At 66.0% G+C, this 26,898-nt stretch carries 21 protein-coding genes, 1 tRNA gene and 1 riboswitch; of the genes, 13 read left to right on the top strand and 9 right to left on the bottom strand.

What is annotated here, in order from left to right; translation table 11 throughout:
- Window positions 1-61 precede the first annotated feature (61 nt).
- Both Q0D93_RS03505 and Q0D93_RS03500 read left to right on the top strand, forming a co-directional pair.
- Window positions 62-1,396 carry an amidohydrolase family protein gene (locus tag Q0D93_RS03505; RefSeq protein WP_294391476.1) on the top strand — a complete coding sequence of 445 codons (1,335 nt, stop codon included), beginning with the start codon at window positions 62-64 and terminating at the stop codon, window positions 1,394-1,396.
- A complete protein-coding gene (locus Q0D93_RS03500; RefSeq protein WP_294391474.1) occupies window positions 1,393-2,724 on the top strand; it encodes an MFS transporter in 1,332 nt (443 codons plus the stop codon). The genes Q0D93_RS03505 and Q0D93_RS03500 overlap by 4 nt, the downstream gene beginning before the upstream one ends.
- Here Q0D93_RS03500 and Q0D93_RS03495 read toward each other — a convergent pair.
- Window positions 2,710-3,465 carry a GntR family transcriptional regulator gene (locus tag Q0D93_RS03495; protein ID WP_294391470.1) on the bottom strand — a complete coding sequence of 252 codons (756 nt, stop codon included), beginning with the start codon at window positions 3,463-3,465 and terminating at the stop codon, window positions 2,710-2,712. The genes Q0D93_RS03500 and Q0D93_RS03495 overlap by 15 nt on opposite strands.
- A 9-nt stretch (window positions 3,466-3,474) precedes the next feature.
- Window positions 3,475-4,047, bottom strand: a complete 573-nt coding sequence (locus tag Q0D93_RS03490) for a gamma carbonic anhydrase family protein (protein ID WP_294391467.1) — start codon at window positions 4,045-4,047, stop codon at window positions 3,475-3,477.
- A gap of 117 nt (window positions 4,048-4,164) precedes the next feature.
- On the opposite strand from Q0D93_RS03490, the gene Q0D93_RS03485 reads away from it, so the two are divergent.
- Window positions 4,165-4,611, top strand: a complete 447-nt coding sequence (locus Q0D93_RS03485) for a pseudoazurin (protein WP_294391465.1) — start codon at window positions 4,165-4,167, stop codon at window positions 4,609-4,611.
- 27 nt (window positions 4,612-4,638) lie between these two features.
- Here Q0D93_RS03485 and Q0D93_RS03480 read toward each other — a convergent pair whose 3' ends face one another.
- Window positions 4,639-6,678, bottom strand: coding sequence for a hypothetical protein (locus tag Q0D93_RS03480; RefSeq protein ID WP_294391462.1), 2,040 nt, complete (start codon window positions 6,676-6,678; stop codon window positions 4,639-4,641).
- 318 nt (window positions 6,679-6,996) lie between these two features.
- On the opposite strand from Q0D93_RS03480, the gene Q0D93_RS03475 reads away from it, so the two are divergent.
- From Q0D93_RS03475 to Q0D93_RS03465, 3 genes are read left to right on the top strand one after another with little or no spacing between them, the layout of a single operon-like run.
- On the top strand, window positions 6,997-8,307 hold the full coding sequence (locus tag Q0D93_RS03475; RefSeq protein ID WP_294391460.1) for a gluconate:H+ symporter: 1,311 nt from the start codon (window positions 6,997-6,999) through the stop codon (window positions 8,305-8,307).
- A 9-nt stretch (window positions 8,308-8,316) separates the two neighbouring features.
- Entirely contained in the window at window positions 8,317-9,444 is a 1,128-nt protein-coding gene (locus Q0D93_RS03470) for a lactonase family protein (protein ID WP_294391456.1), read from the top strand.
- The gene (locus tag Q0D93_RS03465; RefSeq protein WP_294391454.1) at window positions 9,441-12,893 is read left to right on the top strand and encodes a LamG-like jellyroll fold domain-containing protein; all 3,453 of its coding nucleotides are present in this window, start codon (window positions 9,441-9,443) and stop codon (window positions 12,891-12,893) included. The genes Q0D93_RS03470 and Q0D93_RS03465 overlap by 4 nt, the downstream gene beginning before the upstream one ends.
- Window positions 12,894-12,944: 51 nt before the next feature.
- Here Q0D93_RS03465 and Q0D93_RS03460 read toward each other — a convergent pair whose 3' ends face one another.
- Window positions 12,945-15,020 carry a M13 family metallopeptidase gene (locus Q0D93_RS03460; protein WP_294391452.1) on the bottom strand — a complete coding sequence of 692 codons (2,076 nt, stop codon included), beginning with the start codon at window positions 15,018-15,020 and terminating at the stop codon, window positions 12,945-12,947.
- A gap of 295 nt (window positions 15,021-15,315) precedes the next feature.
- On the opposite strand from Q0D93_RS03460, the gene Q0D93_RS03455 reads away from it, so the two are divergent.
- The 4 genes from Q0D93_RS03455 to Q0D93_RS03440 all read left to right on the top strand — a co-directional run bounded on the left by Q0D93_RS03455 (window position 15,316) and on the right by Q0D93_RS03440 (window position 18,735).
- A tRNA-Gly gene (locus Q0D93_RS03455) sits at window positions 15,316-15,389 on the top strand.
- Window positions 15,390-15,577: 188 nt separating this feature from the next.
- Window positions 15,578-16,201 (top strand): hypothetical protein, encoded by a 624-nt coding sequence (locus Q0D93_RS03450; protein ID WP_294391450.1) that lies wholly within the window; start codon window positions 15,578-15,580, stop codon window positions 16,199-16,201.
- Window positions 16,198-16,716, top strand: coding sequence for a hypothetical protein (locus tag Q0D93_RS03445; RefSeq protein WP_294391447.1), 519 nt, complete (start codon window positions 16,198-16,200; stop codon window positions 16,714-16,716). Before Q0D93_RS03450 ends, Q0D93_RS03445 begins: the two co-directional genes overlap by 4 nt.
- Window positions 16,717-17,778: 1,062 nt before the next feature.
- A complete protein-coding gene (locus Q0D93_RS03440) occupies window positions 17,779-18,735 on the top strand; it encodes an acyltransferase family protein (RefSeq protein ID WP_294391444.1) in 957 nt (318 codons plus the stop codon).
- A gap of 90 nt (window positions 18,736-18,825) precedes the next feature.
- On the opposite strand, the gene Q0D93_RS03435 is transcribed toward Q0D93_RS03440, so the two are convergent.
- The 4 genes from Q0D93_RS03435 to Q0D93_RS03420 all read right to left on the bottom strand — a co-directional run bounded on the left by Q0D93_RS03435 (window position 18,826) and on the right by Q0D93_RS03420 (window position 21,328).
- Window positions 18,826-19,452 (bottom strand): PEPxxWA-CTERM sorting domain-containing protein, encoded by a 627-nt coding sequence (locus Q0D93_RS03435; protein ID WP_294391441.1) that lies wholly within the window; start codon window positions 19,450-19,452, stop codon window positions 18,826-18,828.
- Between the two features lie 135 nt (window positions 19,453-19,587).
- Window positions 19,588-19,992, bottom strand: coding sequence for a hypothetical protein (locus Q0D93_RS03430; protein ID WP_294391439.1), 405 nt, complete (start codon window positions 19,990-19,992; stop codon window positions 19,588-19,590).
- A gap of 173 nt (window positions 19,993-20,165) precedes the next feature.
- Window positions 20,166-20,696, bottom strand: a complete 531-nt coding sequence (locus Q0D93_RS03425; protein ID WP_294391436.1) for a GtrA family protein — start codon at window positions 20,694-20,696, stop codon at window positions 20,166-20,168.
- Entirely contained in the window at window positions 20,651-21,328 is a 678-nt protein-coding gene (locus tag Q0D93_RS03420) for a class I SAM-dependent methyltransferase (RefSeq protein WP_294391691.1), read from the bottom strand. The genes Q0D93_RS03425 and Q0D93_RS03420 overlap by 46 nt, the downstream gene beginning before the upstream one ends.
- A 124-nt stretch (window positions 21,329-21,452) precedes the next feature.
- Here Q0D93_RS03420 and Q0D93_RS03415 point away from each other — a divergent pair, with 124 nt between their 5' ends.
- Together Q0D93_RS03415 and Q0D93_RS03410 are read left to right on the top strand one after the other, a co-directional pair.
- On the top strand, window positions 21,453-22,430 hold the full coding sequence (locus tag Q0D93_RS03415; protein ID WP_294391433.1) for a glycosyltransferase family 2 protein: 978 nt from the start codon (window positions 21,453-21,455) through the stop codon (window positions 22,428-22,430).
- Window positions 22,427-23,782, top strand: a complete 1,356-nt coding sequence (locus Q0D93_RS03410; protein ID WP_294391430.1) for a hypothetical protein — start codon at window positions 22,427-22,429, stop codon at window positions 23,780-23,782. The genes Q0D93_RS03415 and Q0D93_RS03410 overlap by 4 nt, the downstream gene beginning before the upstream one ends.
- Window positions 23,783-23,883: 101 nt before the next feature.
- On the opposite strand, the gene Q0D93_RS03405 is transcribed toward Q0D93_RS03410, so the two are convergent.
- The gene (locus Q0D93_RS03405; RefSeq protein WP_294391427.1) at window positions 23,884-25,311 is read right to left on the bottom strand and encodes a hypothetical protein; all 1,428 of its coding nucleotides are present in this window, start codon (window positions 25,309-25,311) and stop codon (window positions 23,884-23,886) included.
- Window positions 25,312-25,412: 101 nt separating this feature from the next.
- Window positions 25,413-25,646, top strand: a riboswitch (cobalamin riboswitch).
- Window positions 25,647-25,823: 177 nt separating this feature from the next.
- On the opposite strand from Q0D93_RS03405, the gene cobW reads away from it, so the two are divergent.
- A complete protein-coding gene (cobW, locus tag Q0D93_RS03400) occupies window positions 25,824-26,891 on the top strand; it encodes a cobalamin biosynthesis protein CobW (protein WP_294391424.1) in 1,068 nt (355 codons plus the stop codon).
- Window positions 26,892-26,898: the final 7 nt, after the last annotated feature.

Below are 26,898 nucleotides of genomic sequence, written 5' to 3'. Positions count from 1 at the left end.
GACTGGCGGGCCGGCATCCATCCTGCAAGGATGGGGCAAAGACCGAGAGGGAGAGGCGGCTGTGGCAAGGATCAAAGGGCTGGCACGCGGCACGATAGCGGCGCTGGCGGGCTTGTGCGTCGGCAGCGCGGGCGCGGCGCCGGTGCTATATACCAACTTCACCCTGATCGACGGCAGCGGGGGCAAGCCGATGCCGGCCGCCGCGATGATCGTGGACGCTGCCAAGATCCGCTGGGTCGGCCCGGCCGGCAAGGCGCCCAGGACGGCGGGCGCGTCCACCGTCGATCTTTCCGGCAAATATGTCATGCCGGGCATCATCGACCTGCATGTCCACATCGGCACGGTGCGCGACCTCGACCAGAAGGCCGACTATTTCACGCCGGACAGCGTGCGCCGGGATCTGCAAACCTATGCCGCTTTCGGTGTCACCACCGTGCAGTCGATGGGCACCGACAAGGACAGCATCCTGCCGATCCGTGATGCGGGGCGGACGGGTCCGCAATCGGTGACCCGCGTGCTGACGGCCGGCCAAGGCCTGGTGTTCAAAGGCGGCTATGGTGGTGTGCCGGGCATCAATCACCCGGTCGCCACGCCCGAGGAAGCCACCGCCGAGGTCGATGCGCAGTCCGCCAAGGGCGTCGATTACATCAAGCTGTGGATGGACGACGAACTGGGCGCCATGCCGAAAATGCCTTATCCGATCAGCAAGGCGATCATTGATGCCGCCCATCGCAACGGCAAGCGCGCGCTCGCCCACGTCTTCTACCTGGCGGATGCCAAGGTGCTGGTGGCGCAGGGTATCGACGGCTTCATGCACAGCGTCCGCGACAAGCCGGTCGATACGGAGCTGATCTCCGCGATGAAGGCGCGCGGCGTGTGGCAAGGTGCGGGAACGCTCAGCCGGGAAGCGGCCGTCTATGCCTTTGCGCGGGACAATCCGCGCACGGCCGACCCCTTCTTCCGCCAGGCGGCGGACCCCGCGACCATCACCGGGCTGGAAAGCCCCGAGCGCGAAAAGACGGTGGCCGGTTCCCGCATCTTCCCGTCCCTGCCGCAGATCGACGAACAGGCGCGCGACAATGAACGCGCGCTGGCACAGGCCGGGGTGAAATATGGCTTCGGCACCGATGCCGGTCCGCCAGGCCGACTGCCCGGCTATTCCGAACATTGGGAGCTGGAACAGCTGGTGAAAGCCGGCTTCACGCCGTCAGAGGCGATCGCCGCCGCCACCGGCCGATCGGCCGAATGGCTCGGCACGGGGGATCGCGGGCTGATCCAGGCGGGGCGACTGGCGGATTTCGTCGTGCTGAACGCCGATCCGACCCGGAACATCCTCAACAGCCGCAAGATTGCCGTCGTCTATATCGGCGGCAATCGGGTTCCCTCGGTCCGATGAGCGGGATCGCGGCGGTGGACGCGCCCGCCCCGACGCTGCGTCCCACCCGCATCCGCCATGTGATCCTGTGGCTGACCGTGCTGGCCTACATGATCACCTATATGGATCGGGTGGTGATCTCCGTCACCGGGCCGCTGATCCAACAGGAATATGGCATTTCCAATCGGACATGGGGGTGGGTGCTGGGCGTGTTCCAGATCGGCTATGCCCTGTTCCAGATACCGGGCGGATGGCTTGGCGACCGCTTCGGGCCGCGCCGGGTGCTGACCGTCGTGGTCGTGTGGTGGTCCGGCTTCACCGCGCTGACTACCGCAACCTGGAGCGCGGGGTCGCTCATCGCCTGCCGCTTCCTGTTCGGTTGCGGCGAGGCGGGGGCCTTCCCCAACGCCACCCGCTCGCTCAGCCGCTGGATGCTGCCGTCGGAGCGCGGCTTCGCCCAAGGTGTCACCCATGCCGGCGCGAGGCTGGGGGCGGCGCTGACGCCGGTGCTGGTCGTGTGGCTGATGCTGCACTTCGGCTGGCGCGCGCCGTTCCAGATCTTTGCCGCCTTGGGGCTGGTGTGGGCCGCGATCTGGTATGTCTACTATCGCGACAGCCCGCAGCAGCATGCCGGCACCAACGCGGCAGAGCGGGATATGATCGCCTCCGCCCTCGCACCCCAGGCAACGGGACGTGCCGGCAAGGCCAAGGTGCCGTGGCGCGCCATCCTGTCCAGCCCGCAGCTATGGCTGATCTCGGCCATGTATTTCTGCTATGCCTACTCCATCAACATCTTTCTCACCTGGTTTCCCAAATACCTCAGCGAGGTGCGGGACTTCGACCTGGCGCGCATGGGCCTGTTCGCCAGCCTGCCGCTGATGGCCGGCGTGATCGGAGACGTGGCCGGCGGGTGGATTTCGGACCGGCTGCTGCACCGATCCGGCCGGGTGACATTCGCCCGGCGCTCGGTCGCGGTGGTCGGTTTCCTGCTGGCGGCCGTCGCGATCCCGGTTGCGGTGCTCAGCGGATCGTCGCTCGCCAGCGTCGGCTGGTTCGCGCTGGCGGTGTTCGGGCTGGAACTGACCGTGGGGGTGTCATGGGCGCTGACACTGGACGTCGGCGGCGTGTTCGCCGGTTCCGTGTCCGCGGTGATGAACACGTTCGGCAATATCGGCGGTGCGCTGGCCGCCGTGATCACCGGCTACATCCTGCACTGGAGCGGCTGGTCGATGGCGATGTACGTGCTGGCGGCGTTGTCCGCGATCGGCGGCATCCTGTTCCTCCGCATCGATGCCTCGCGCGTGCTGTATGAGGAGACGAGGACGGAGGAGCCTTCAGTCGCCCGATGAGGGATCGGTACCGAGCGCGGTCTGATAGGCGCGCGACCGCTCCTCCCGCCGGGCGCGCTTGTGGGCATTCTTGATGCTGGTGGCGCCGTTGTCGAAATGCGCCTCCATCAGGTCGGTCACCCGCGGCAAATCGCGGTCGAGCAGCGCCTGGTGAATATTCTTGTGCTCCTCGAATGCCGCGCCCCAGCGTTCGTGATCCAGCGTGCTCACGTGCCGCGCCCGCTCCGCCCGCGGCAGCAGCAGCCGCCATGCCAGGATCAGCGAGGCATTACCCGAGGCCTCCACGATCAGCTCGTGGATCATGCGGTTGGCCTCAAGATAGCGCGGCCGGTCCCGGCTCTCGAAATAGCTGGCCATGTCGTCCTGCAATTCGGACAGGATCTCCAGCTGTTCAGGCGTCATCCGTTCGCAGGCGAGCCGCGCGGCGAGCGACTCCAGGGCGCCCAGCACGGTGAAAACTTCGGAGGCCGCCTGCTCGTCCAGGTGGCTGACCTGCACGGTGCGGTTGGGCAGCAGGGTCACCAGCCCCTCCGCCGCCAGCGTGCGCAACGCCTCCCGCACCGGCGTGCGCGATGTGCCGAACTGCTCGCTCAACGCCACTTCGCGCAGCGGTTCGCCGGGGGCAAGCTCGCCCGACAGGATCATGCGGCGCAGCATCGTCACCGCTTCCTGGTGCCGGTCGCCCTTGCGTGTGGCCGCGCGCTCGCCCTGCGGAGCGGCCGCCATGTCCTTTTTCGCCATCACGCCATGTTACTCCGCACTGCGCAAATCGGCAATGTCGGGGGACGGCACCGGGTCCACTCGGCGCAGTCCCGCGGCAAAGCGGTGGCCGTTCGCCACATAGCTGTCGGCCGAGCGCCGGAGCCCCGCAATCTCCATCTCCGTCAACGCCCGCACGCACTTTGCGGGCGCACCCACGATCAGCGAGCCGTCGGCAAAATGCTTGCCCTCCGTGATCAGCGCGTTGGCCCCCACCAGGCACTGCGCGCCCACCGTTGCCCCGTTCAGCAGCACCGCACCCATGCCGATCAGGCTGCCGTCGCCCACGCTCGCGCCATGGATGATCGCACGGTGGCCGACCGTCACGTCGGTGCCGATGCGGGTGGGAACACCCGGGTCGGCATGCACCACCGCACCGTCCTGGATGTTGGCGCGGTCCCCGATCGTGATCGTGTCATTGTCCGCGCGAACCACCGCATTGAACCAGATCGACACGTCCAGCCCCAGCCGCACGTCCCCGATCACCTGCGCCCCCTCCGCCAGGTAGACGCGGCCCGGGTCGGCGCATCGGGGTGCCGCCCCATCCAGGCTGTGAAACGGCATCGCCTTCTCTCCCCCAATCAGCCGGTCCGGCTTCACACGATCAGCCGCCTGCCGCAATAATCCGGTATACAATCTTGGCATGATGTGCACAATGTTCGCAAACATAACCGGGAGAGAATGATGGTTTCGGCGAAGTTCGCGATGGTGTCATTGCTGCTGGTGGCGGCTGCCGCGCCCGCATCGGCCAGGGAAACGGTGATCCAGATGCGCAACAAGGGCAGCGCCGGCATCATGGTGTTCGAGCCTGCTTATGTCAGCGCGGCGGTGGGCGACACGATCAAGTTCGTCCCCACCGATCCCGGCCACAGCGCCGAGCCGGTCGCCGGCATGCTTCCGGCGGGCGTGGCTTTGCCTGCGGGCAAAGTGAATCAGGAATATACGGTCAAGCTGACCAAGGCCGGCCTGTATGGGTTCAAGTGCCCGCCCCATTACGGCATGGGCATGGTCGCCCTGGTCAAGGCCGGCCCGGGCAAGGCCGCCAACCTGGCCGCCGTTCAGGGGGTGAAGACGCCCCCGCTGGCCGCCAAGCGGTTCACCCCCCTGATCGCGCAGGCGGCGAACTGACGGCAACGACCCGTCTGAGGACGCGCCTCAGCCGAAGCTGTGTTTCATCGTGACATAGGGCATGATGTGGCGATCGCGCCCGCGATGTTCGCGCGAGTCCGGGTTGGGATTGGCCCGGCTCGGCAGGTAGAAGATGCGGTCGCGATAGGATCCCAGGTCCAGCGGGTTCTCCACCCCTAGCCGAAGCGTCGTGCGCGCGGTGGGGCGATACTCGGCAAAAACCTCCTGCAAGGGCTGGTTGCCGAACGTATCGGTTTCATCGAGGCGATACTCGGTCGCCTTGGTATTGCCCTCCACCGTCAGACCCCAGGCGAATTGTCCCCGATCCTGACGAAAGGTGACCTCGTAATAGAAATCCTCCGCGTTGGAGAAGCGCCGCCGCCGGAAGGTATAGGGATCCCGGACGGAGGTCTTGACCAAAGATCCGTGAAGGGTCAGCCGCCCGCCCTTGATGCCAAACCGGTCGAGCGGCGCGTCCACCTTGCTGCGCAGGATATATTTCTGCCCGCTGCCGATATTGCCGGGGGCGTCGAAGCCCTCCGGCGTGGGCACCCGGTCCTGCACCAGGGATACGCGCTGATAGCCGATTTCCAGCCGGATCAGCCCGCTGCCGAGCAGGGGATGTTCGCCCGTCCCCAGAAACTCCCACGCACGTTGCGGTACCAGATTGGCGTTGCCGCCATTGACGCGTTCGCTGGTCAGTTCGGCTGCGCTAATGAAATCCTCGAACTGGAGTTGCGCCACGGTGCGCTGGGCAGAGAGTTGCAGGTGCCAGCCGCCTTTCGGCCGCCAGTCGAACGTCGCGCGCGGCTTCAGGAAGTTGAGCGTGCGCGCCGCCTCCGCATCGCCGCTGACCGTCAGCCGCGACGCCTCATAGGTCAGGCCCAGATCGGTGCGCAGGTTGGCGGTGAGCGGACGGCCGAGATTGACGAACGCCTCCCCGCGATATTCCTTCACCACCGCCTGATCGATCGGCAGGTCGACCCGGACCGGGGGCGCGTTGGGGTCGAGCACGAACAGGGCGACATTGCTGTCCAGCCGGTTGAGCGATCCCTCGCCACCCGTTTCCACGCTCCAGCCGAGCAGGCTGGGATGGGTCCACACCAGCCGCGCGAGCGTCTCGTCACGGTCATCCACCAATGTCTGGGTCGATCCGTCGATCAGGTCGCCTTGCACGCGGAGCAGCGACACGTCGTCATTGTTGCGGTGCCGCCGCGTCGCCAGCCCCACCAGCTTGAACGCCCCGCCGGCGAGCGGCCGGGTGACGTCGCCGCCAAGCTCCAGGTCGCGGCGGCGGTAACGCTGGGTCAGCCGATCGTCGCGCACCTGCCCGATAGCGGGGAAGACGTCGTTATGCTGGGTCAGCGACAGGCGATCGAAACCCAGGCGGACATTGGCATGGGCGGTGCGATTGGTGCCACCGACATATTCCCACGATGCCGACGCGGCGCCGTTCGGCTGCTGGATATAGTTGATCTTGCGGCGATATTCCTGCTGCTCCCCGCCCGGCAGCGACGTCACCCGATCATAGCCCTCCTCCGTGGTGTAATCATTGTCGAGCATCAGGGAGACGTTGAAGGTCGACGGGCCGCGCCGCAGCAGCGCGGAGATGCTGCCCTCCGGATAGAGCTTGCCGGTGAAGGCGCGGCGCACCGTCGCCTCCGCCGTTCCGGCCAGCCCGCCTTGGCCGTTCAACACCAGGTTCAGCACCTGCGCCTTGCCGGCATATTCCGCGCTGAACAGGTCGCCCGCGCCTACCTCGATCCGCGCGACGCGGTTCGCCGGAATGCGCGCCAGGATATTCTCAATCGACTCGCTCTTAATGCTGGGGCGCTGGCCGTTGATGACGAGATTGCCGGCCGCCTGGGCAAAGCCGCGCACGTCTTCGTCCACCACCTGCAGGGTGAAGCCCGGCACGCGCGCCACCATCTCGCTTGCGTTGGCGGGACGGAATTGGGTGAAGAAGCTGCCGGGATAGACGATGCGTCCGTCCTGCCCCACCGTCTGACCAACCGTTTGGCCGATACCGGGCGACGCAATCGCCACCATCATCCCAAGCATGCCCATCGGGCACACGCCACGCCCCATCATGCAACCAGTCCCCCCGGATCAGCCTCCTGCGCAGTCGCGCGATCCGGGGCAAGCGGGTTGCGGGATCGATGCGTGGTTTCGGGGCAGGTGCGGCGCAAACCGCACACCGTCGCGCAGCCCCGACCCCCGACTTAAGTCTTAGCCGCGCGGGCACTGTCCACCGTGCGGGCCCGATCGTGGGTCGGCAGCGACCAAGCACCGGCCTTGCTTTGCTTGCTCCACCGGCACGCGCTTGCCATGCTGCGGTTCGATATAGGACGCGAGCAGGAGAGTGAGCATGGACGGTCGGACGGCATGATCTGGCTATCGATCGGGGTCGCAATCGCCGTGCTGGTGGTGCTGGTGGTGACGGTGCGGACGCCGCCCTTTATCGCCTTCGTCATCTCCGCTCTGGTCGCGGCCTTGTTTCTGGGCATCCCGCTGGCGCAGGTGCCGGGCGCGATCGAAAAGGGCATTGGCGACATGATCGGGCCGATCGTGGTCATTGTCGTGCTGGGCGCGATGTTCGGCAAGCTGATCGCGGACAGTGGCGCGGCGCAGCGGATCGCGGACAGTTTGATCGGGCTGTTCGGGCAACCGCGCCTGCCGCTCGCCATGGCGACCACCGGTTTCCTGGTCGGCATCCCGCTCTTCTACAATGTCGGCTTCGTGCTGATGGTGCCCCTGATCTTCTCGGTCGTCTACCGGGCGAAGCTGCCGGCGGTGCATGTCGGCATCCCGCTGCTCGCCGGCCTGTCGATCGCCCACGGCTTCCTGCCGCCGCATCCCTCGCCCACCGCCCTGGTGACGCAGTTCGGGACGGATATCGGCCTGACCCTGATCTATGGCCTGATCGTCGGCATCCCGACCCTCGCCATCGCCGGGCCGTTGTTCGCCATGACGCTGAAGCGGATCGAGACCCCGCCCTCGGCCCTGTTCGCGCCGGAACCGGAAACCAGCCGGATGCTGCCGGGGACGTTCGCCAGCTTCGCCTGCGCCCTGCTGCCGGTGGTGCTGATCGCCGGCGCGACCGCCGCCGGTTATCTGCCGCTGCCCCCCGCGACCAAGGCCATGGTCGCCTTCGTCGGCAACCCGTCGATCGTGCTGCTGCTGTCGATCCTGGTCGGCATGGCCGCTTTGGGCCGCGCGACCGGCATGACGACGGCGCGGATGATGGAAGGGTTCACGGCCGCGATCCGCGACATCGCGCCGATCCTGCTCGTCATCGCCGGGGCGGGCGCGCTGAAGCAGGTGCTGATCGTCAGCGGGGCCGACAAGACGCTGGCGGCTGGGCTGACCGACCTGCCGATCCCGCCGCTGGTGCTCGGCTGGCTGCTCGCCTGCGTGATCCGGATCGCGCTTGGCTCGGCGACCGTGGCGGGCCTGACCGCCGCCGGGCTGATCCAGCCGGTGATCGCCACCACCGGCGTGAATGCCAGCCTGATGGTGCTGGCGATCGGCGCGGGCAGCCTGATGTGCAGCCATGTGAATGATTCGGGCTTCTGGATGTTCAAGGAATATTTCGGCCTCAGTTTGCGCGATACATTTCGGTCTTGGTCGCTGATGGAGACACTGGTCGGCACGTTCGGGCTGATCTTCGTGCTGATCCTGAACCTTTTCGTCTAGCAGGTGAACATGATCGACACGCCTATGTCACGCCGCTCGGTTCTGGCCGGGATCGGCGCTGCCACCCTGCCGCTCCCGATCGCGGCCGCGCCCAAGCCGGCAACGATCACGCTGTTTGCCGGCGGTTACAATCGCGAGGGTGGACGCGGGGTGCTGCCCCTCGCCTACACGCCGGCGGACGAACGCTGGCAGGCGGACGAGCCGGTCGCCGCGGCGCCGGACGCATCCTATGCCGTGCACAGCTCGCGTTTCGGCCTGCATTATCTGGTGCAGGAAGGGACCGAGGGCACGGTCAATGCCTTTCGTGTCCGAGACGGGCAGTGGCAGCAACTGGCCCATCTGTCTTCGGGCGGCGCCGATCCATGTCACCTTGCCCTCGATCCGCGTCAGTCGGTGTTGGCGGCAGCCAATTACAGCAGCGGCAGCGTCACCCTCTTCCGGCTCGACCCCAGGACCGGGCTGCCGATCGGTCCCGGCACGGTCCATGCCCATCAGGGCAGCGGCCCTGATCGCGAGCGGCAGACGCAGCCCCACGCCCATTGGATCGGCTTCACGCCCGACAATCGCTGGTTGCGGGCGGTGGACCTCGGCGCGGACACGATCTTCGCCTACCCCTTCGATGCGGCGCAGGGGCGGTTGGGCGCGGCGCAGGTCGCCTATCGCGCCGAACCCGGATCGGGCCCGCGCCACCTGGCTTTCCACCCGTCGCGACCCTTTGCCTATCTGGCCAGCGAACTCGCCAACACGGTAACCGTGCTGCGCTTGGGGAACGGCGCGACCTTGCACGCGGTCGCGACCCTGTCGACCCTGCCGGCCGATTTCACGGGCAAGAGCTTCGCCGGCGCCATCGTGATCAACACAGCGGGGACGCGGCTCTACGTCTCCAACCGGGGCCATGACAGCGTCGCGGTGTTCGGCATTGGGGCGGACGGGACGGCCAGCCTGATCCAGCATGTCGGCTGCGGCGGGCGCTGGCCGCGCCTGATACACCTGCTGGAAGGGCGGTCGCGGCTGCTGGTGGCCAATCAGCGGAGCGGCGGCATAGCGGCGTTCCGGATCGGTACGGACGGACGGCTGGCGCCGCACGGGTCCGGCACCGCCGCGCCCGGCGTCGCCTATATCGGCGAGGTTGCATGAGGGCGGTCCGCCTGTGGGGCGCAAGCCTGCTGCTGCTGGCGGGGATCGCGCCTGCACAGCAGGTGGATTGGCCCTCGCCGCGCCTGGCTCGGCCGAAGCTTGCCACTATCGGCCCGTACAATGCCGCTTTCGTTGCCGGGGGAGACGGCATCGTGCGGCCCGTGCAGGGCTATGCCGAGGGCGAGAGCCTGCCCCCCGCCCCACGCTGGACGCTGAGCGCCTGGATCAAGCCGGAACGGGCCTCCCCCGGTCGCGTCATCGTGGGTGGCGTGGGTGCGACGGCGGGTGCCGGATTGCGCGCGCTCGCCTTGATCGACGGCAGGCCAGCCTTGCTGGTGGGCGACACGCTGGTGACAGGCCCCGACCCGCTCCCGCTCGGGCAATGGTACCATCTGGCCGCCACGAGCGAGGACGGCGCTGTCCGCCTGCTGCTCGACGGGCAAGAGATTGCGCACGGCGCGGCGGATGCCCCCGCACCCTTGGCCGTGATCGCCGTTGGTCCCCGCATCGCGGGCGAGCCGGTGTTCACCGGTCGCGTGGCGGACCTGACCTACATGCCGCAACTGCGTGACGCAGCCACGCTCCGCGCCGAAGCGGGAACGCTGCCGAACGAGGATCTGGTGGCGTTCGAGGATGCGAGCCCGAGCTGGCCGCTCCAGATCCGCACCCAATATGGCGAGGCGGCGCCGCAGCGCGCCTGGACACTGCCCAAGGGCAAGGCGCCCTTTTCCAAACCGAAGGCCATCCCCGTTCCCGTCCGTCCAGCCCTGGCGCGCGAAGGCGACGGGCGTTTTCGAGTGAACGGCTGGCGGATGGCGGAGGCACCGCAGGTGAGCGCCGACGGCGGCGCCCTGTCACGCGCCGGCTTCGACGCCGCGCGTTGGTATGCCGCGACCGTACCCGGCACGGCGCTGACCACCCTGGTCGATCGCGGCGTCTACCCCGATCCGCGCATCGGCCTGAACAACATGGCGATCCCCGAACGGCTGGCGCGCCAGGATTATTGGTACAGGACCGAGTTCACCCTGCCCGCCGATCAAGCAGGCAAGCGGCTGACGCTGATCTTCAACGGCATCAACTATGCCGCGTCCGTGTGGGTGAACGGCACGCCGGCGGGCGACATCAAGGGCGCCTTCATCCGGGGGCAATTCGACGTCACGCGCCTGCTGGTGCCGGGGCAGCGCAACGCGGTCGCCGTGCGCGTCTCGCCCCCGCCCCATCCGGGCATTCCGCACGAACAGTCCATGACCGCCGGTCGCGGCGAGAATGGCGGCGCGATGCAGATTGACGGGCCGACCTTTCACGCGAGCGAAAGCTGGGACTGGATCCCCGGCATCCGCGACCGCAACACCGGCCTGTGGCAAAGCGTGGATCTGGCCGCCACCGATGTCGTGACCTTGGGCGATCCGCAGGTGGTCACCACCCTGCCCGACTCCGACCATTCCGTGGCGGAGGTGGAGATCGGCGTACCCGTCACCAACCACGGCTCCACGCCGCTCGCTACCACCATCCGTGCCGCATTCGACGATGTGGCGGTGGAGCAGCCCGCCGTCATCCCCGCCGGCGCGACCGTCACCGTCACGCTCAAGCCAGCCGCCCACCCGCAACTGCGCGTCGTCCACCCAAGATTGTGGTGGCCGAACGGCTATGGCGATCCCGCGCTCCACACGCTGCGGCTGAGCGCCACCGCCGACGGCAGGGTGTCCGACAGCAAGCAGCTGCGCTTCGGCATGCGCCAGGTCACCTACGAGTTGTCCTCGCTCGACAGCCATGGCGATCTCCGCCGGATCGAGGTCGATCTCGCAAAAGCGCGCCGGCTCGGCACGCCGATCATCGACGAACGCCACCAGAGCCTGCGCAAGGTCGCCGGCGGATGGGCGGATTCGCTCTTCCCCGGCGCGGAAACATCGCCCGCAGTGACGCCGGCGCATTCCGATCCCAGGCTTTCGCCGCACCTCGTGCTGCATGTGAACGGCGTGCCGATCGCGGCGCGCGGTGGCAATTGGGGGATGGACGAGATGATGAAGCGGGTCGAGCCCGAACGGCTCGAACCCTATTTCCGCCTCCATCGCGATGCGAACATGAACATCGTCCGCAACTGGATGGGCCAGAGCACGGAGGAAGCCTTTTACGCGCTGGCCGACCAATATGGCATCATGGTGATGAACGACTTCTGGGAATCCACCCAGGACAATGATGCCGAGGCGGAGGACGTGCCGCTGTTCGTCGCCAATGCCCGCGACACCGTCCGCCGCTTCCGCAACCATCCCTCCATCGTGCTGTGGATCGGCCGCAACGAAGGCGTGCCCCAGCCGATCCTGCAAACCGCATTGCAGGACCTGATCTGGCAAGAAGACGGCACGCGGATGTACAAGGGCAATTCGCGGATCATCAACTTCGCCGGCTCCGGCCCCTATGACTGGCGCGAACCGGCGGGCTATTTCACCGATTTCGCCAGGGGCTTCGCGGTGGAGGTCGGCACCTACAGCTTCCCCACGCGGGAAGCATGGGCCCGCGCCGTCCCGGCCGAGGATCGCTGGCCGATCAACGACACATGGGCCTATCACGACTGGCATCAGGAGCGGGCGGTAGCGGTCACCAGCTTCATGGACGCGCTCGCCACGTGCTTCGGTGCCGGCACCGACCTCGCGGACTTCGAGCGCAAGGCGCAGATGCTGAACTACGAATCGCATCGCGCCATCTTCGAAGGATTCAATGCGGGCCTGTGGACCACCAACAGCGCGCGCATGTTGTGGATGACGCACCCGACCTGGCCGTCCACCGATTTCCAGATCTATTCATCCGATTATGACACGCATGGCTCCTTCTACGGCACCAGAAAGGGCGCCGAGCCGATCCATGTGCAGATGAACCTGCCCGACCGGCATGTATTGATGGTCAACACCACCCGCGCCGCCCTGACCGGTGTGACGGTCCGCGCCCACGCGGTGACGCTGGACAATCGCAATGTCGCGACGGTGGAGAAAAAGTTGGACGTTCCCGCCAACGGGACAGCGCCGGTCATGCGGCTCGACCTCGACCAGGCCCTGGCGAAGGGCCCGGTGCTGGTCCGCCTGGAGGCACTGGACCAGACTGGTCGACGCCTGTCCGACAATTTCTACTGGCAGGCCGCCGATCCAGCCGCCATGCGCGCCTTGACGACGATGCCGCAGGCCTCCTTGCGGACCACGCTCAAGACGGGCGTCGAAGGGGGAGAGCGCACGTTGACGGTGGACCTGACCAATGCCGGCTCCACCCCCGCCATCCAGGCCAAGCTGACGCTGTTCGACAGCCATGGCCAACAGATCCTGCCGGCATATTTCAGCGACAATTACCTGTCGCTGCTGCCCGGCGAGTCACGCGAGATCACGATCCGCTATCCACGGCATCGCGGCCCTGCCGTGGCAAGGCTGCGCGCCTGGAACATGGCGGAGCGCACGTTGCACTGACCCGCGCGGACATGGCGGCCTGCGCAAACCGGGCCGCCATGGATCATCCCCTTACCAGATTTTGATCCGCGCATCGGGGGCAAGGTACAGCGTATCGCCCTGCGCCGGCTTGAACGCGCCATACCACGGATCGAGGTTGCGGACGACGTCCGCGCGCTGCGCGGAGGGTGCATGCGGATCGGTCTTCAGGCGCTGGCGAAGGTTGTTCTCGCGATAGCTGCGCCGCCATACCTGCGCCCAGCCGAGGTAGAAACGCTGATCCCCGCTCAGCCCGTCCAGCACCGGCGCGGGCTTGCCGCCCAGCGACAGGCGATAAGCGTCGTAGGCCACCGTCAGCCCGGCAAGGTCCGCGATATTCTCGCCCAGGGTCAGGCTGCCGTTCACATGCTCGCCGGGCAGCGGCTCATAGGCGTCATATTGCTTCACCAGCCGGTCGGTCAGCGCGGTGAAGCGGGTGACGTCCTGCGGCGTCCACCACTCGGCCAGCCGCCCGGTGGGGTCGTATTTGCGGCCCTGATCGTCGAAATGGTGGCTCAGTTCGTGGCCGATCACCGCGCCGATCCCGCCATAATTGACCGCCGGATCCGCCTTCGGATCGAAAAATGGCGGTTGCAGGATGGCGGCCGGGAACACGATCTCGTTCCACACCGGGTTGGCGTAGGCGTTGATCTCCATCGGAGTCATGCCCCATTCGCTGCGATCCGCCGGTCGGCCGAGCTTGGCCGCGTTGAAAGCCCAGGTGGCCTCGCGGGCGCGCTGGACATTGCCCCACAGGTCGCCGCGATCGATCGTCAGCGACGCATAATCGCGCCAATGCTCGGGATAGCCGATCTTGGGGGTGAAGGCGGCCAGCTTCTGCAGCGCCTTGGCCTTGGTTTCCGGTGACATCCAATTGAGCTGCTCCAGCCGCGGCTTCCACGCGGCCAGGATGTTGCGGATCAGCTGGTCGGCCGCCGCCTTGGTTTCGGGCGGAAACCACTTGTCGACATAGGCCTTGCCGAGTTCGTCGGTCATGGCTGACTTGACCAGCCCGACGCCCTTCTTCCAGCGCGGCTGATCCTGCGGCGTGCCGTTCAGCGCCTTATCGTAATAGGCGAAATGGGCATCGACGAACGCCTGCGGCAGGTAATCCGCCGCGTCGTCCACCGTCAGCGCCCATAGATAATCCTTGAGCACAGGCAGCGGCGTGTCGGCGATGACCTTGGCCGCCCCCGCGATGGCGGAGGGCTGCGCCACGAGGAAGCGTTGCTGACGATCGAAACCCGTCGCGTGGAGGAACGCGCCCCAATCCGCCCCCGGCGCATTTTTCGCGAAGTCGGCCTGGGTCCAGATATTGTAGGTCTTGTCGGCGTCGCGGCTCTCGACGCGGGTCCATTGCGCCCGGGCCAGTTTCATCTCCAGGTCCAGGATCGCCTGCGCGCGGGCAGCGCCGTTCTTCTCGCCCGCCAGCGTGAACAATTGCGTCAGGTAGGTGATCGCCGCCCGGCGCGCTTCCGCCATCTTGGCGTCATTCTGCAGGTAATAATCCCGGTCCGGCAGGAACAGGCCGCCCTGGCTGATCCCGACGATGGTCCGATCGGGATTCTTGCTGTCCAGCGTCACCTGCGCGTCGATCGGCCCGGCGGTGCTGACCTCGCCATAGAGGCCGCCCGCCCAGCCGCGCATGCCGCCCAGCGCCGCCATCACGCCCGCCTTGTCCTTGATCGCGGCGACCGCGGCGAGTTGCGGCTTCAGCGGGGTGATGCCCTTCGCCTCGATCGCGCGCGTATCGAGGAAGCTGGCATAAAGGTCGCCGATCCGGCTGCCCGGCGTCTTCGCGGCCTCTTGCAGGATCGCCACCGTGCGGGTCTGGCTGAGTTCGTCCAGCACCGTGAACATGCCGAAATTGGACCGATCGGCGGGGATCGGCGTCCGCTTTTCCCAGGTGCCGTTGCCGAAATGGTAGAAGTCGTTCCCCGGCCTGACCGAACGATCCATTCCCGCAATGTCGAAGCCGAAATCGCCATAACGCGGCGTGGCGAGCCGGGCCGCGCTGACGTCCGGGTTGGCATCGCCCGCCGCACCTTGAGCGACGGCGGTCCCGGCCAGCATCGTGCCGGCAAGCAAAGCGAGGATGGAATGCATCATGGTCCCTCAACAGCCTGGATAGCGGCCCGGCACGCGTCGTCCGGCAAGCCTATGAAGCGATATGGGATATAGGTGCGAAGCGTCCGTGCCAACGGCGAAGATGGACGCGCGCCGCCGCGTGATTGGCCCCACCCCGCCGCCCCTGCCCCTTCCTTCGCCATGCACCGTTAGGAACGCGGCCGGATTGACGACCCAATTGTGTTGTGGCAGTCCGGATCCCGGTCAGCATGACGACCGCCTCGGGGTCACGCCTGATCCTTTGCGTGAGAACGGATCGCCACGGCGACCGCCTTATGCGGGTGTAGCTCAATGGTAGAGCAGAAGCTTCCCAAGCTTACGACGAGGGTTCGATTCCCTTCACCCGCTCCACCGTTGCAGTAAGTGCTACAGGCTGGGCATCGGATTGCGCATGGCGCGCGCAATGATCGCTGCGAGTCGCCCTTCCACATCAACTGCGCAGCCCTGCCCTGTTCGGCAAGCGAGATCACGATGCGTTCAATCAGCAATCGGGCGAGCGGCGCGGCTTCGAGGCGGGCCTGCGGGTCGGCAAGCGCTTCATGGAGGGCGGCGACTTCGCTGCGATAATTGTCTGCCAGGCGGGTGTGGAGCGCGACCACCGGCAGCGCGTTGATCTCGTCCAGCGCGGCGCCGGCGGCATCGCGATCGGCGCGCGCCTGGGTCAGCATCTCCCTGAACTCGGCAAAGTCGCCAGCGCCGGCGGCAACGGCCGCGACAAGGTTTTCGACGTTGCGCGCCGCTTCGCTCTGGCGGCGTTCCAGCTTGAAACCATCGCGCTTCATCTGAGCGGCGTTGCGGGCATACTCCTCGTGATATTCCTGCACGTAGACGGCAGCGGGCCTGTTCATCGGTGGCCTGATGGTCGTTTCGGATATGCACGCGCAGGGCACAGATGTCCGGCTATGTTCCACAACTGGGCAGGCGTGGCGGTGTTAGTAACTATTGGTTGGTTGCTCGGACAGTATACCAACCCTACCCGGCCCCATGCTTTATCCTGTCTGCAAAACCGGCCTGCTCGATACTCTCGCAACGATGGAGCAGGCGGAAACGAAGTTATTGCAAAATCAAGCTTTTATGGCGGCGGCGCATTTGGCAATGGCGATCGATCTACTCCGGCGAGATCTAGGTTTAACCGATCGGCCATACGACGAGAGCGTGCTTGAAAACGGAATTGATCGCCATGCTGGCTGATGTCGGCCGCTCACTCACCTCGCTTGCCGATGAGTTGAACGCAGACGCGAAGGATCACCTTGAGGCCGCCATCCGCAACGATGCGCCAGCGGTGGCGGTCGGGATCTCAGACGACGATCTGGCGAGATGCGCTGCACGGATCACCCATGCCCGAAGGGTGCGAGATGAGATATTCGGCGATCTCACCTTCTTCGATCCGAACTGGGACATGCTGCTCGATCTGTTCGTGCAGCAGGCGAAAGGCCAGCCGGTGTCAGTGTCCAGCCTTTGCGTTGCCTCCGCCGTTCCGGCCACGACAGCGTTGCGCCACATAGCCGGTCTTGAAGAGTCGGGCGCGATCGTCCGGCGCGCAGATCCGGACGACAAGCGCCGCATGCTGCTGTCGCTGTCAGACGACGCATCGGCGAAAACCCGTCTGTTCCTGCGAAAGATGGTGATCGAAGGGCGCGCCGCAGCGGCTGGCGCAATCAGCCGAAGCCGCTCATAACAACGTCGGTTGCTGCGCCTGTCGCGTCGGAAACTCTGGCCCTCGCACCGTCATGCGATCGCCCCGGTATGGGCGCTGAAGCGCGACCACATCGTCATAGTCGCCATCTACTATTCATCCCAGCGTGCCCTTATGACCGGTCCGACCACATCGACCTGGGCTGGACTTCAGACCTTCGCTGTGGCCAGCTTACGATATCGACCAGCTTCCTTCACCCACTCCAACACTCTCGCAGACCCGGCCGCTATCGCCAATGGCCGGCGCTTCCAACAGAACCGATCAGCAAGGTCATCGTCCATGCTCGACTTCTTCCGTCGCAATGCCGGCTGGCCGGTGGGCGTGATCGCGCTCGCCGCATGGCTGGCCCTGTTGTGGTTCATGTTCGGAGATGTGCTGTAACGGGATGGACATGCATCCGGTACGCGCCAACGAGAAGCCGACGCGCGGCTCCACGCTGCTCGGCAACGGCGGATTGGCTGCTGGCGCACTGACACACGAGCGGGCCCCGGACACTTATTCCGCCAGGTGGATCTGATCGCGGCTGCCCTGGATCGGCCGGGCAAACAGCCCGCCACCGCATCGTGATTCGCTTTTTTGCGCAACGGCTGCCGCCGCTATCGTTCCGACCTGCTGATTGCGTGTCGATGCTCAAGAGTTCGGAGGTTTGCCAAATTAACCTTCTAGAGCACCGTAACATCACCGCTTACGATGCATCCAAGGAAATCAAGCCCCTATTTCGGCTTACTCCGTCGGTTGATTTATGTTGCATGCGAGCGCGCCGGTCGTGCACAGGCTCTTTGAAACTGGGGGGCAGTTTGGGGCGGGGATGAGCACGAACAAGGTAAATATACGTCCTTTCGACATAGGGACGATCGCTGCTCGCATTGTTCCAGATAAATTGAACATGCGCGTTGCAGAGGCAGGATCACGTATTGGGGTAGTGGTACGTTGGACACGAACGGCGATGAATACGCACCGGTGCTCCGCCTGCGCGAACCTGGCTCATCCTTGCGACACCTGCTTGGAACACACACACTTCTAAATAGAAATAGCCAGCTCAGCATGTCGAGACTGCCTTGGATTGATGTAGCGAAAGGGCTCGGCATCATTCTGGTCGTCTACGGACATGCGGTACGCGGCCAGACGGCAGCGGGCCTTTTGCCGTCAACGGATGCGGTCATGTGGCAAGACCATTTGATTTATGCATTCCACATGCCTTTATTCTTCTTCCTGTCAGGCCTCGTATCTCGTCAGGTGGACAGCCATGCCGCGGGACGCTTCTTGCGGGGCAAGCTGATGGCGATCGTCTACCCCTATGCACTCTGGTCCGTTGTGCAAGGAGGCCTGTCCATGATCGCCGGCAGCCATGCCAACAATCCGGAGACCTTTGGATCGCTGGCTTCCATTGCATGGCGACCAATCGATCAGTTCTGGTTTCTCTACATTCTGTTTCTTTGCCAGCTCACCTTGCTGCTTCCTCGTATCTGGTTGTATATTCTTCCGCCGGCAGGGTTTCTCGTTGCCACCCATTTCGAGGTGACATCGATCCTGGCGCGCGCCGTTTATGCGTTGCCCTATTTTGCCGCGGGCGCGATCCTGACGGCGCAGCCTGTCGCGCGCTGGTTGCAGGACCGCCGGGCGGCAATCGCCTTGACCCTGTTCGCTTGGGGCAGCTTCGCGCTGCTGGCGATCTGGCCAGCAGGCGGCGTGGTGGGTCGATATGCACTGGCGGTGGTGGGAATCGGTGGCATGTTGGGCCTGGCATTCGCGCTGGCGGATCGCGCACCGATCTTGGCCAAGCTCGGCGAGGCCTCAATGGCCATCTATCTGGCGCATGTCATCATAAGCGCGGCGGCAAGGACGGTCACGGCCGGATGGGCGATGGAGTTTCCCGGCTTTGCCCTGGTCTTCGTAACCATCGCCGGATTGCTTGGTCCTTACGTCCTGTACATGCTTGCCCGCCATCATGGCTGGCTCACTCTGCTCGGCTTCGGCCGTGATCGTACCAGGACGGTCTGACGCTGCTCCCTGACTTCCACTGCCAGGGCTGCGGAAGAGAGCAGCGGACACGCCGCATCATTCCTGAAGTATCGCCTGGCCGCAGGCGGATCAGCCTGTCGCAACCGCTGCAGGCCGGCGCCGACGGCGCAGTGCGGCGCCAACCAGGCCGAAGCCGCCGATCATCAGCGCCCAGGATGCCGGTTCGGGCGTCGGGCTGGGGCTCGCCCATCCGGTCCGCCGATAGGGAGTGAGCGTCTCGGCGGAGTTGAAGCCGCGGATCGCGGCGGTGTGGAACGGTGCGGTGGAGAATGGCGGCGGATCGAAGCGGCTGCCGCCTTGCCGGAAATATTGCGTGAAAGCGCCCCCGACCCCCGACGCCGAGAAGGCGTTCGCACCAAGGTCGACAGGACTCAAGCTGAAGCTGAAGCTGAAGCTTACATCCTGCGCGTAAACGTAGAGCGATGCGTCCGTGAACCTCACGAACGCGCCGGGCAGGCCGTTCATGAACGATCCGTCCGGCTGCGGCGTCGACAGCGCCGTGTCGATCAGCAGTTCCCCCGACACGATCTGCTGATACGGCTCCAGGAAGTAAGGCGGTGTCGGGGCATGAAGCCGCCAGTAGGTCACCGGATCGGTCTCAAACCTGACCTGGATGTAGCGGGCAGCGTCGGCGGCCGTCACCACCATGGTCAACGACGCGGCGACCGCGCAGCAACGCACCACCATAGGCAACATGGCGTCCTCCCCTGCTTGCGCAGCCATCGTGGGACAGCGCCGTTCCGGCGTCGATGACGCGGGGGGAGTAGTTCTTGGGGCTAGCGGGCTGCTTCTCCTCAACCGCCGATCGACCCGGTTGGACGCGGCACGCCGCTACAGGTCGGGCCAGCCATTGGGTTGCCGCGTCCTTTCCACGCCCGCCAGGAAGCCGGCAATCTCGTCATCCTCCTTCTCCAGGGCAGACCGCAACGTCACCGCCATGTCGAGCATCGCCTGCCGATAGGTCGCCCAATCCTGACCCACATCATGGCTCGCCCAATATTTCAGATAGACATGGAATTGCTCGCCACGCGCATTGCAGAGCGCCAGCAACTCCCGCGCGCGATTGGCCCGCCCTGCCGAGCCATAGCGGATCGCAGGCTGAAGGATCTCCGAATGTTTGAAGAGCTGATACTGCCCGAGCAGGCGAGCGACCGTCCAGCGGGTCGCCGCCAATTGCGGCCGTGCCTGGCCCGGTTCGCTCTCAACCAACCGCGCCGCCGTGTCGATGAGCGCCACGATCCCGGCCCTATGTTCCCGCAGTATCTCCAGCGCGTGTGATGTAATCATACGCCCGTGTAATCTATCGTGGTTTCCAACTGCTTAGCGGCGCGTCCGATCCCGCTGCCGCCAGTCCGGGCATAGTTGTGGCCCGGCGTTCACCGGCACGGCCGCGGCAGCACCCCGCCATCTCAGGCAGCCGGTACCGTCCGATGCATGACGCGCCTGTACCAGAAGAACTTGGCCAAAGCCGAAAGGCCCAGCACGCCGATCAACGCCACCACATAATAGACATGCAGGATCGTCAACAGCATCAGGAAGCAGACATATTCCGCACCCCGGAACACCAGGCTGCTCGCCACAAAGGTCAGCAGGTCGCGCGTGGCGGCGTTGCCGCTGCGGAACACCAGCCGGCGCAGGCTGATGAAATTGACCACGAAGGCCACGCCGAACGCGATCGCGGCCCCGTGCTGCGGCGCCACCCCCGCGCCCTCGTGCAACAGCACCGGCAGACCGATGGTGATTGCCGCGCTCATGCCGGTCATCAGGCCGAAGCGCAGGATCTGCGACACCGGATGGTTGCGCGAGGTCAGGATCAGCAGCAAGCGTTGCGCCGCCGGACTGCCGGCCAGGCCCGTGGCCGGCGCCGCATCCCCGTTCGCCTGCCCCCCTTCGTTCAGGTGCGCACGAGCAGGGTCGTCTCGTCCGGATAGGGAAGGCAAGCGGTCAGCCCCTTTGTGCGCGTCGCACGAAGACCGGAAGACGCGATCGCATCACGATACGCCGGGCGATGCGTGTTGTCGAAGACAATCAGCCCATCGGGCGCCAGGCGGCCGCGGGCATGGGCCAGGCAGGCGGTGCGGGCGCGGCCGTCTATCACGATCACGTCGAACGTGCCGGCCACGCCGTCGATCGCGTGGACATAATCGTGAAAGGTCCGTCCGCGCCAGTTCGGCTTGGTGGAGGCATAAGCGGGGTCGCCATGCGGCTCGCCATCGGGCGGCACCAGCCGCAGATCGATATTCGGATGGGCCGCGGCGCGGGCGGCGACCACGGGATACCAGTCGGCATCATGTTCGACGCTGGTGACGGAACCGGCGCGGCGGCCGAGCCAGATGGTGCTGGCACCGCTGCCATACTCGAACACCCGGGCACCGGGGCGCGAGCCCAGAAACGCCTCCACCCGGTCGATCGCCTCGAATGTCCACCAGGGGATATCCAGGGCCACCATCTGATCAATGTCGTAGATCGCGAACAGGCTGCGCATCCAGCGGGCCAGGCGGCTGTCCTTGCCCCGGCGTTCCAGCCGTTGCGACACGTCGAACGCAGACGCGGCACGTCCCAGCCCATGCATGGTACCCACATATGCCCGCTTAACGACCATAGGACTTGCCCCAAGGATTATTGCAGTGCACATATTAGACGTTAGTATCTTCGCCTAATCAACTAGAATTATCCTTGTTGAGGAAGGACACTGCATGAAGCTGATTGTGCAGATCCCGTGCTACAACGAAGAAATGACGCTGCCTCAAACAGTTGCCGATATCCCAAGGTCGATTCCCGGGATCGACTCGGTGGAGGTACTCATCATCGATGACGGTTCGCGCGACCGCACCATCGAGATTGCGCGTGAGATCGGGGTGGATCACATCGTCATCAACAAGCGGAACATGGGTCTTGCCCGTTCCTTCCGCCGAGGACTCGATGCCTGCCTGATGTTGGGCGCCGACATCATCGTAAACACGGACGGCGACAATCAATATTGTGGAGCCGACATTGCAAAGCTTGTGCAGCCGGTGATCGAAGGGCGCGCCGACGTGGTGGTGGGTGATCGCCAGACATCCGCCATCGCCCATTTCTCTCCCAGCAAGCGGGCGTTGCAGAGCTTCGGCAGCTGGGTCGTGCGCAAGTTTTCGGGCGTCAACGTGCCCGACGCGGTCAGCGGGTTTCGCGCCATATCGCGCGACGCGGCCTTCCGGCTGAACATCATTTCGCCATTCAGCTACACGATCGAAATGCTGATCCAGGTCGGCATGAAAGGCATGGCCTTCACCAGCGTGCCGATCGACACCAATCCCAAGACCCGTGATTCACGACTGTTCAAGAACATGTTCACGTTCATCGAACGGTCCGGCTCAACGCTGCTGCGCATGTACACCATGTACCAGCCGCTGCGGGTGTTCACCATGATCGGCATGATGATGGCGCTGATCGGCGCGGTCCCGATGCTGCGTTTTCTGTATTTCTATTTTACCGGTACTGGCGGGGGTAAGATCCAGTCGTTGGTGCTGGGATCGTCCCTGCTGACCATCGGCCTGATCACCTTCGTGCTCGGCCTGGTCGCTGACCTGCTGCACCACAACCGGCAATTGCTTGAAATGACGCTGGAGCGGATGCGGCGGCTGGAAGCGGCAACCGGCACGATGAGCATCTCCGCGATGGACGAGCAGGGATGACCATCCTGGATGATGCGGCCGGGCGCCTGGACCTGCTGATCGGCCGCATCGGCGAGCGGCGGCTGGCGCTGGCGCTGGTGCTGCTGTGCGTTCTGCTGCGCTTTGCCGCCGCCCTCTGGTACAAGGGCGTCGAACCGCTCGCGGTCGAGAACCAGATGGTGGCCGTGGCCCTGGCGGAGCATCATGGCTATGCTGGTGCGTTCCGGCCGGATAGCGGGCCTACCGCCCATACCGGCCCGGTCGCGCCGCTGTTGATGGCAGCGGTTTATGCAATATTGGGCGTCGAGACGCCGGCTGCGGAGGTCGTGTTAGACCTGCTGGGCGCGGCGTCGATCGCGCTGACCTTCCTGCTGGCCTACGCCTGTTTCACGCTGCTGGACATCGGCCGGACCAGCCGGCTGCTGGCGCTTGCCTTTCTGTGCGTGGTGCCGATGCAGATCAGCTTGGAAGGCCGCGAAGCGAGCGTGTGGGAGTTCGGCTATGTCGGCTGCGCCCTGTTCGGGCTGCTGCTGATCATCCTCAACGCCGATCTGGCCGGCCGCGTCCGCGTGCCGGTTCTGGTCGGCATCGCCCTCGGCGTTGCCGCGCTGGAGGTGCTCAGCCCCTCTGCCGGCCTAGCCAGCGCGGGCGCCCTCGGCCTGCTGCTGCTCCGCCGCACCAGATGGCCGATGTGGATCGCGATCGGGGGATTGACGCTGCTTTTCTACGTCGCGCTGACCACGCCCTGGGCGATGCGCAATCAGCGCGTGCTGGGCGAGCCGATCCGCAGCCGGTCGAGCTTCGGCCTATCCTTCGCCATCGGTTTCTATCCGGGGCAGATCACCAATCCCGACGAACGTGCGGCCAATGTCGATCGGCTGGTGGCGCTGCACCCCCATAGCCAGGGCGGCCCGGGCTATGCACTGATGAACCGGGCCGGAGGCGAGGTCGCCTATAACCGCAAGCTTGCCGCGGAAACGCAAGCGTGGGTCAGGACCCATCGGAGTGAGGCTGCATTCATCGCCGCGCGCAACCTCCAGAACTTCTTCTTCCCGCCGCCCTGGTTGTGGGACCGTTGGGAGACCGGGCCGATCCGGTTCCGCACGACGCTGCGGGCGCTGGCCACCAGCGTGATGGCGCTGGCTGGGCTGCTGACGCTCGGTTGGGTCCTGTGGGCGCGGCGGTGGCGGTTTCTCTACCTGGCGGCCGTCTCCATCCTCGTCGCCGCCCCCTACATCGCCAGCTTCGCCTTGCTCCGCTACCGCTTCCCGGTCGGCGTCATCCTGACCTTTCTGGCCTTTGCCGGCGTCGGCATGGTCCTGTCGCGCAGGCGGACCGTCGCTGCCGCCATCCGCTCCACCGTTCCCGCCTGAGGCTGATTAACAAACACGCAGTGCTCCGGCGGAGGCCGGAGGGCGGGAGTGCCTGGATAGTGGGTCATCGACAGGCCTGCCGGCACGCCACCGACCGAAGCTCAGGGTTCCACCCGCCCGACCGCAATCGCCAGATCGGCCCGGACCGCTCCGATCTCCGCCACCAGCATGCCGTCGTTGCTGGTCGCCTCCGCCCTCCCCACCACGCAGCCCGCGCGCGTGTCGAAGATCGTCAGCAGATGACGCCCGTCCGCCAGCCCCGGTATGCGGAGCGACGCGGCGGGTGCCTCCGCCCACGGCATCACCATTCCCTCCGGCGACAACCGGTCCGTCCTGACCAGCCACGCCAGCGCCTGATGATCGTCCCCGCAACCGACCACCGCCACGCCGGCATCGTCGCAGGCAATCTCCGCCGACAGGTTGCGCCGCCTGAACCTGCTCCAGTCGACCACGGGCAGGAAGCGCGACAAACCATGTTGCGCCTGGCGCATCCCGGCGGTGAGGATATGGGGGTGGCGGTTGGGCCAGCGCATCCCGCCGCCGGCGCCACCACTGGCGAGATGCGCCCATTGGATGTGGCGGAAATATTCGTCGTCGAACGCCTCCGACAGGGTCAGCTTCTTGTCCTTGAAGCTGTGGATCGGCCCATGTTCGGAATCGAACACCGGCCGGCCCGGCCCCGCCTCCTCCACCGCCGTCCGCATCAGCCGCGCGACGGCAAGCGCGGGCGCTACCGTGTCGCGCGGCGCATCGATCGTGCCCTTCTCGTAGAGGTGCGTGTTGGCGAAATCGAGCGCGGGATGCCGGAAGATGGTTTCCACCAGGGCGGGATGCCGGATCAGCTCCGGGCCAAAGACGGACACGGTCTGCAGATTGGCATAGCCGCGTCGCGCAACCTCGTGCGTGCGCAGCCAGCCGGCCACGTCAGCGATGAACGGCGCCGCCGCCGCAGGGTCGTCGCCGCCATGCGCCGGGTGGATCTCGTTCCACACATCCCATGCGAACAGGGCCGGGCTGCCGCCCCAGCGGTCGCTGGCAAAGGCCAGCCGATGCTTGATCGCCGCCCGTGTCTCGGGACAGGTCAGCCACTGCCCACGGTCGGCGCACATGCCGCCATTGGCGCGATGATAGGGGTGGTGCCGCCACCGTATCCACATGAAAAAGGTGTCGTAGGGCGTCAACAGCACCCTCAGCCCGACCTTTTCCAGAAGGGCGAACAGGTCGTCCCACAATCGCACCATGTTGCCGGCGAAGCGCCCCGCCGGCCGCTCGAAATAGCGATGCTCGGTGTGGCAATATTCCAGCATCAGCCGGATGCAGGTGACGCCATGGTCGCGCAGCCACAACAGGTGCCGCTCCACCGCCGCCATGTCGCGCCTGCGGAACAAGGGCGCCAGTTCGGGCCAGGTGACGGCGTCATTGTGGCCGATCGGGGTCCAGGACGCGCCCTGTTCGGTGGTGAAATAGGGGTCGCCCGGCCGAACGACGATGCGGCTGAGCGGCAGGGCGGCTGGATCCTGTAACGACACCGCGCGCTGCATAGCGGCCGCACGGGCCGGGCACCACGCAAAAGGATCGGATTGGCAGCCATGGCGGGATCGGCTAAACCATTGGACGGAGCCGGAACGCCGGCTCCACCGATCACGCCGGTGTCCGAAAGGGCTTGAATGGGAATACGGTGCGGGGTCCTTCCCCAAGTCCGTGGCTGTCCCTGCAACTGTGAGCGGCGAGCGACGGGCGCATGCCTGCCGGTTTCCGGCAAGGCGGCCACTGGGCACGGGCGCTTGCGCCTCTGCGTGGGAAGGCCGTGCCCCGATGCCCTGACCCGCGAGCCAGGAGACCTGCCGGCGTTATGGTCGCTCTTGCCTGGGTCCAGGGGATGGCCGGGGCACGGTGTTCCGTCTGAGCGACGAAGCCCATGCGGTTGGGGCCGCATCGGATGCTTGGGCCACGGGCGACACAGGCGCCCGCCCGCGGCCTGGGCACCGGCCGCAATGCGCCCCGCTTGCTATCCCGTCGCGGCGCTCGCGGAAGACCAAACATGAACAATCCCTCTCCTGCCCCATCGCTCGCCCCGTCCCTCGCCAAGGTTCCGGTCACCATCGTCACGGGCTTCCTCGGTGCCGGCAAGACCACGCTGATCAGCCACCTGATCCGCAACGCCAATGGCCGCCGCCTCGCGGTCGTCGTCAACGAGTTCGGCACGCTGGGTGTCGACGGCGACATCCTCAAGGGGTGTGCCATTCCCGATTGCCCGGCCGAAAACGTGGTCGAGCTGGCCAATGGCTGTATCTGCTGCACGGTGGCGGACGACTTCATCCCGACGGTGGAGCAGCTGCTGGCGCTGGAACCGCGCCCGGACCACATCCTGATCGAAACGTCGGGGCTGGCGCTGCCCAAGCCGCTACTGAAGGCGTTCGACTGGCCCGCCATCCGTTCCCGCATCACCGTGGACGGCGTGATCGCGCTGGCCGATGCCGAGGCAGTCGCGGCCGGCCGGTTCGCGCCGGACCTCCTCGCGCTGGAGGCGCAGCGCGCCGCCGATCCCGGCATCGATCATGAAACGCCCTTGTCGGAAGTGTTCGAGGATCAGCTTGCCTGCGCCGACATGGTCCTCCTCACCAAGGCCGACCTCGCCGGGCCGGAGGGCGTGGCCGCCGCCCGCGCCGCCATCGCCGCCGAAGCGCCCCGGCCCGTGCCGGTGGTGGAGCTGGTCGACGGCGTGATCGACCCGGCCGTGATCCTGGGCCTCGACGCGGCGGCCGAGGACGACATCGCCGCCCGCCCTTCCCACCATGACGGGGAGGCGGAGCATGAGCATGACGATTTCGACAGCATCGTCCACCAAATGGGCGAGATCGACGATCCCGCCATCCTTGTCTCCCGGATCGAGGCGCTGGCCCGCGATCACGACATCCTGCGCGTCAAGGGTTATGCCGCCGTGCGGGGCAAGCCGATGCGACTGCTGGTGCAGGCGGTGGGCGCGCGCGTCCGCACCCAATATGACCGGCCGTGGCGGCCCGGCGAGGCGCACGCCACCCGCCTGGTGGTCATCGCCGAGCATGACCGGATAGATCCGGCCGCGATCGGACATGTGCTGAACGGCTGAGGGCGGC

It is taken from the genome of uncultured Sphingomonas sp. (genome assembly GCF_934560975.1).
Taxonomy (GTDB): Bacteria; Pseudomonadota; Alphaproteobacteria; order Sphingomonadales; family Sphingomonadaceae; genus Sphingomonas_I.
The sequence above is the reverse complement of the archived record's forward strand: the minus strand, read 5'-3'. Positions and strand labels throughout refer to the sequence as shown.

What these genes read in the sequence shown, in the direction of transcription:
- Q0D93_RS03480 (WP_294391462.1), bottom strand. Translation starts at nt 6,678, where the DNA reads ATGGGCATGCTTGGGATGATGGTGGCGATTGCGTCGCCCGGTATCGGC.
- Q0D93_RS03475 (WP_294391460.1), top strand. Translation starts at nt 6,997, where the DNA reads ATGATCTGGCTATCGATCGGGGTCGCAATCGCCGTGCTGGTGGTGCTG.
- Q0D93_RS03490 (WP_294391467.1), bottom strand. Translation starts at nt 4,047, where the DNA reads ATGCCGTTTCACAGCCTGGATGGGGCGGCACCCCGATGCGCCGACCCG.
- Q0D93_RS03410 (WP_294391430.1), top strand. Translation starts at nt 22,427, where the DNA reads ATGACCATCCTGGATGATGCGGCCGGGCGCCTGGACCTGCTGATCGGC.
- Q0D93_RS03470 (WP_294391456.1), top strand. Translation starts at nt 8,317, where the DNA reads ATGATCGACACGCCTATGTCACGCCGCTCGGTTCTGGCCGGGATCGGC.
- Q0D93_RS03500 (WP_294391474.1), top strand. Translation starts at nt 1,393, where the DNA reads ATGAGCGGGATCGCGGCGGTGGACGCGCCCGCCCCGACGCTGCGTCCC.
- Q0D93_RS03435 (WP_294391441.1), bottom strand. Translation starts at nt 19,452, where the DNA reads ATGTTGCCTATGGTGGTGCGTTGCTGCGCGGTCGCCGCGTCGTTGACC.
- cobW (WP_294391424.1), top strand. Translation starts at nt 25,824, where the DNA reads ATGAACAATCCCTCTCCTGCCCCATCGCTCGCCCCGTCCCTCGCCAAG.
- Q0D93_RS03415 (WP_294391433.1), top strand. Translation starts at nt 21,453, where the DNA reads ATGAAGCTGATTGTGCAGATCCCGTGCTACAACGAAGAAATGACGCTG.
- Q0D93_RS03440 (WP_294391444.1), top strand. Translation starts at nt 17,779, where the DNA reads ATGTCGAGACTGCCTTGGATTGATGTAGCGAAAGGGCTCGGCATCATT.
- Q0D93_RS03495 (WP_294391470.1), bottom strand. Translation starts at nt 3,465, where the DNA reads ATGGCGAAAAAGGACATGGCGGCCGCTCCGCAGGGCGAGCGCGCGGCC.
- Q0D93_RS03485 (WP_294391465.1), top strand. Translation starts at nt 4,165, where the DNA reads ATGATGGTTTCGGCGAAGTTCGCGATGGTGTCATTGCTGCTGGTGGCG.
- Q0D93_RS03465 (WP_294391454.1), top strand. Translation starts at nt 9,441, where the DNA reads ATGAGGGCGGTCCGCCTGTGGGGCGCAAGCCTGCTGCTGCTGGCGGGG.
- Q0D93_RS03420 (WP_294391691.1), bottom strand. Translation starts at nt 21,328, where the DNA reads ATGCATGGGCTGGGACGTGCCGCGTCTGCGTTCGACGTGTCGCAACGG.
- Q0D93_RS03460 (WP_294391452.1), bottom strand. Translation starts at nt 15,020, where the DNA reads ATGATGCATTCCATCCTCGCTTTGCTTGCCGGCACGATGCTGGCCGGG.
- Q0D93_RS03450 (WP_294391450.1), top strand. Translation starts at nt 15,578, where the DNA reads ATGGAGGGCGGCGACTTCGCTGCGATAATTGTCTGCCAGGCGGGTGTG.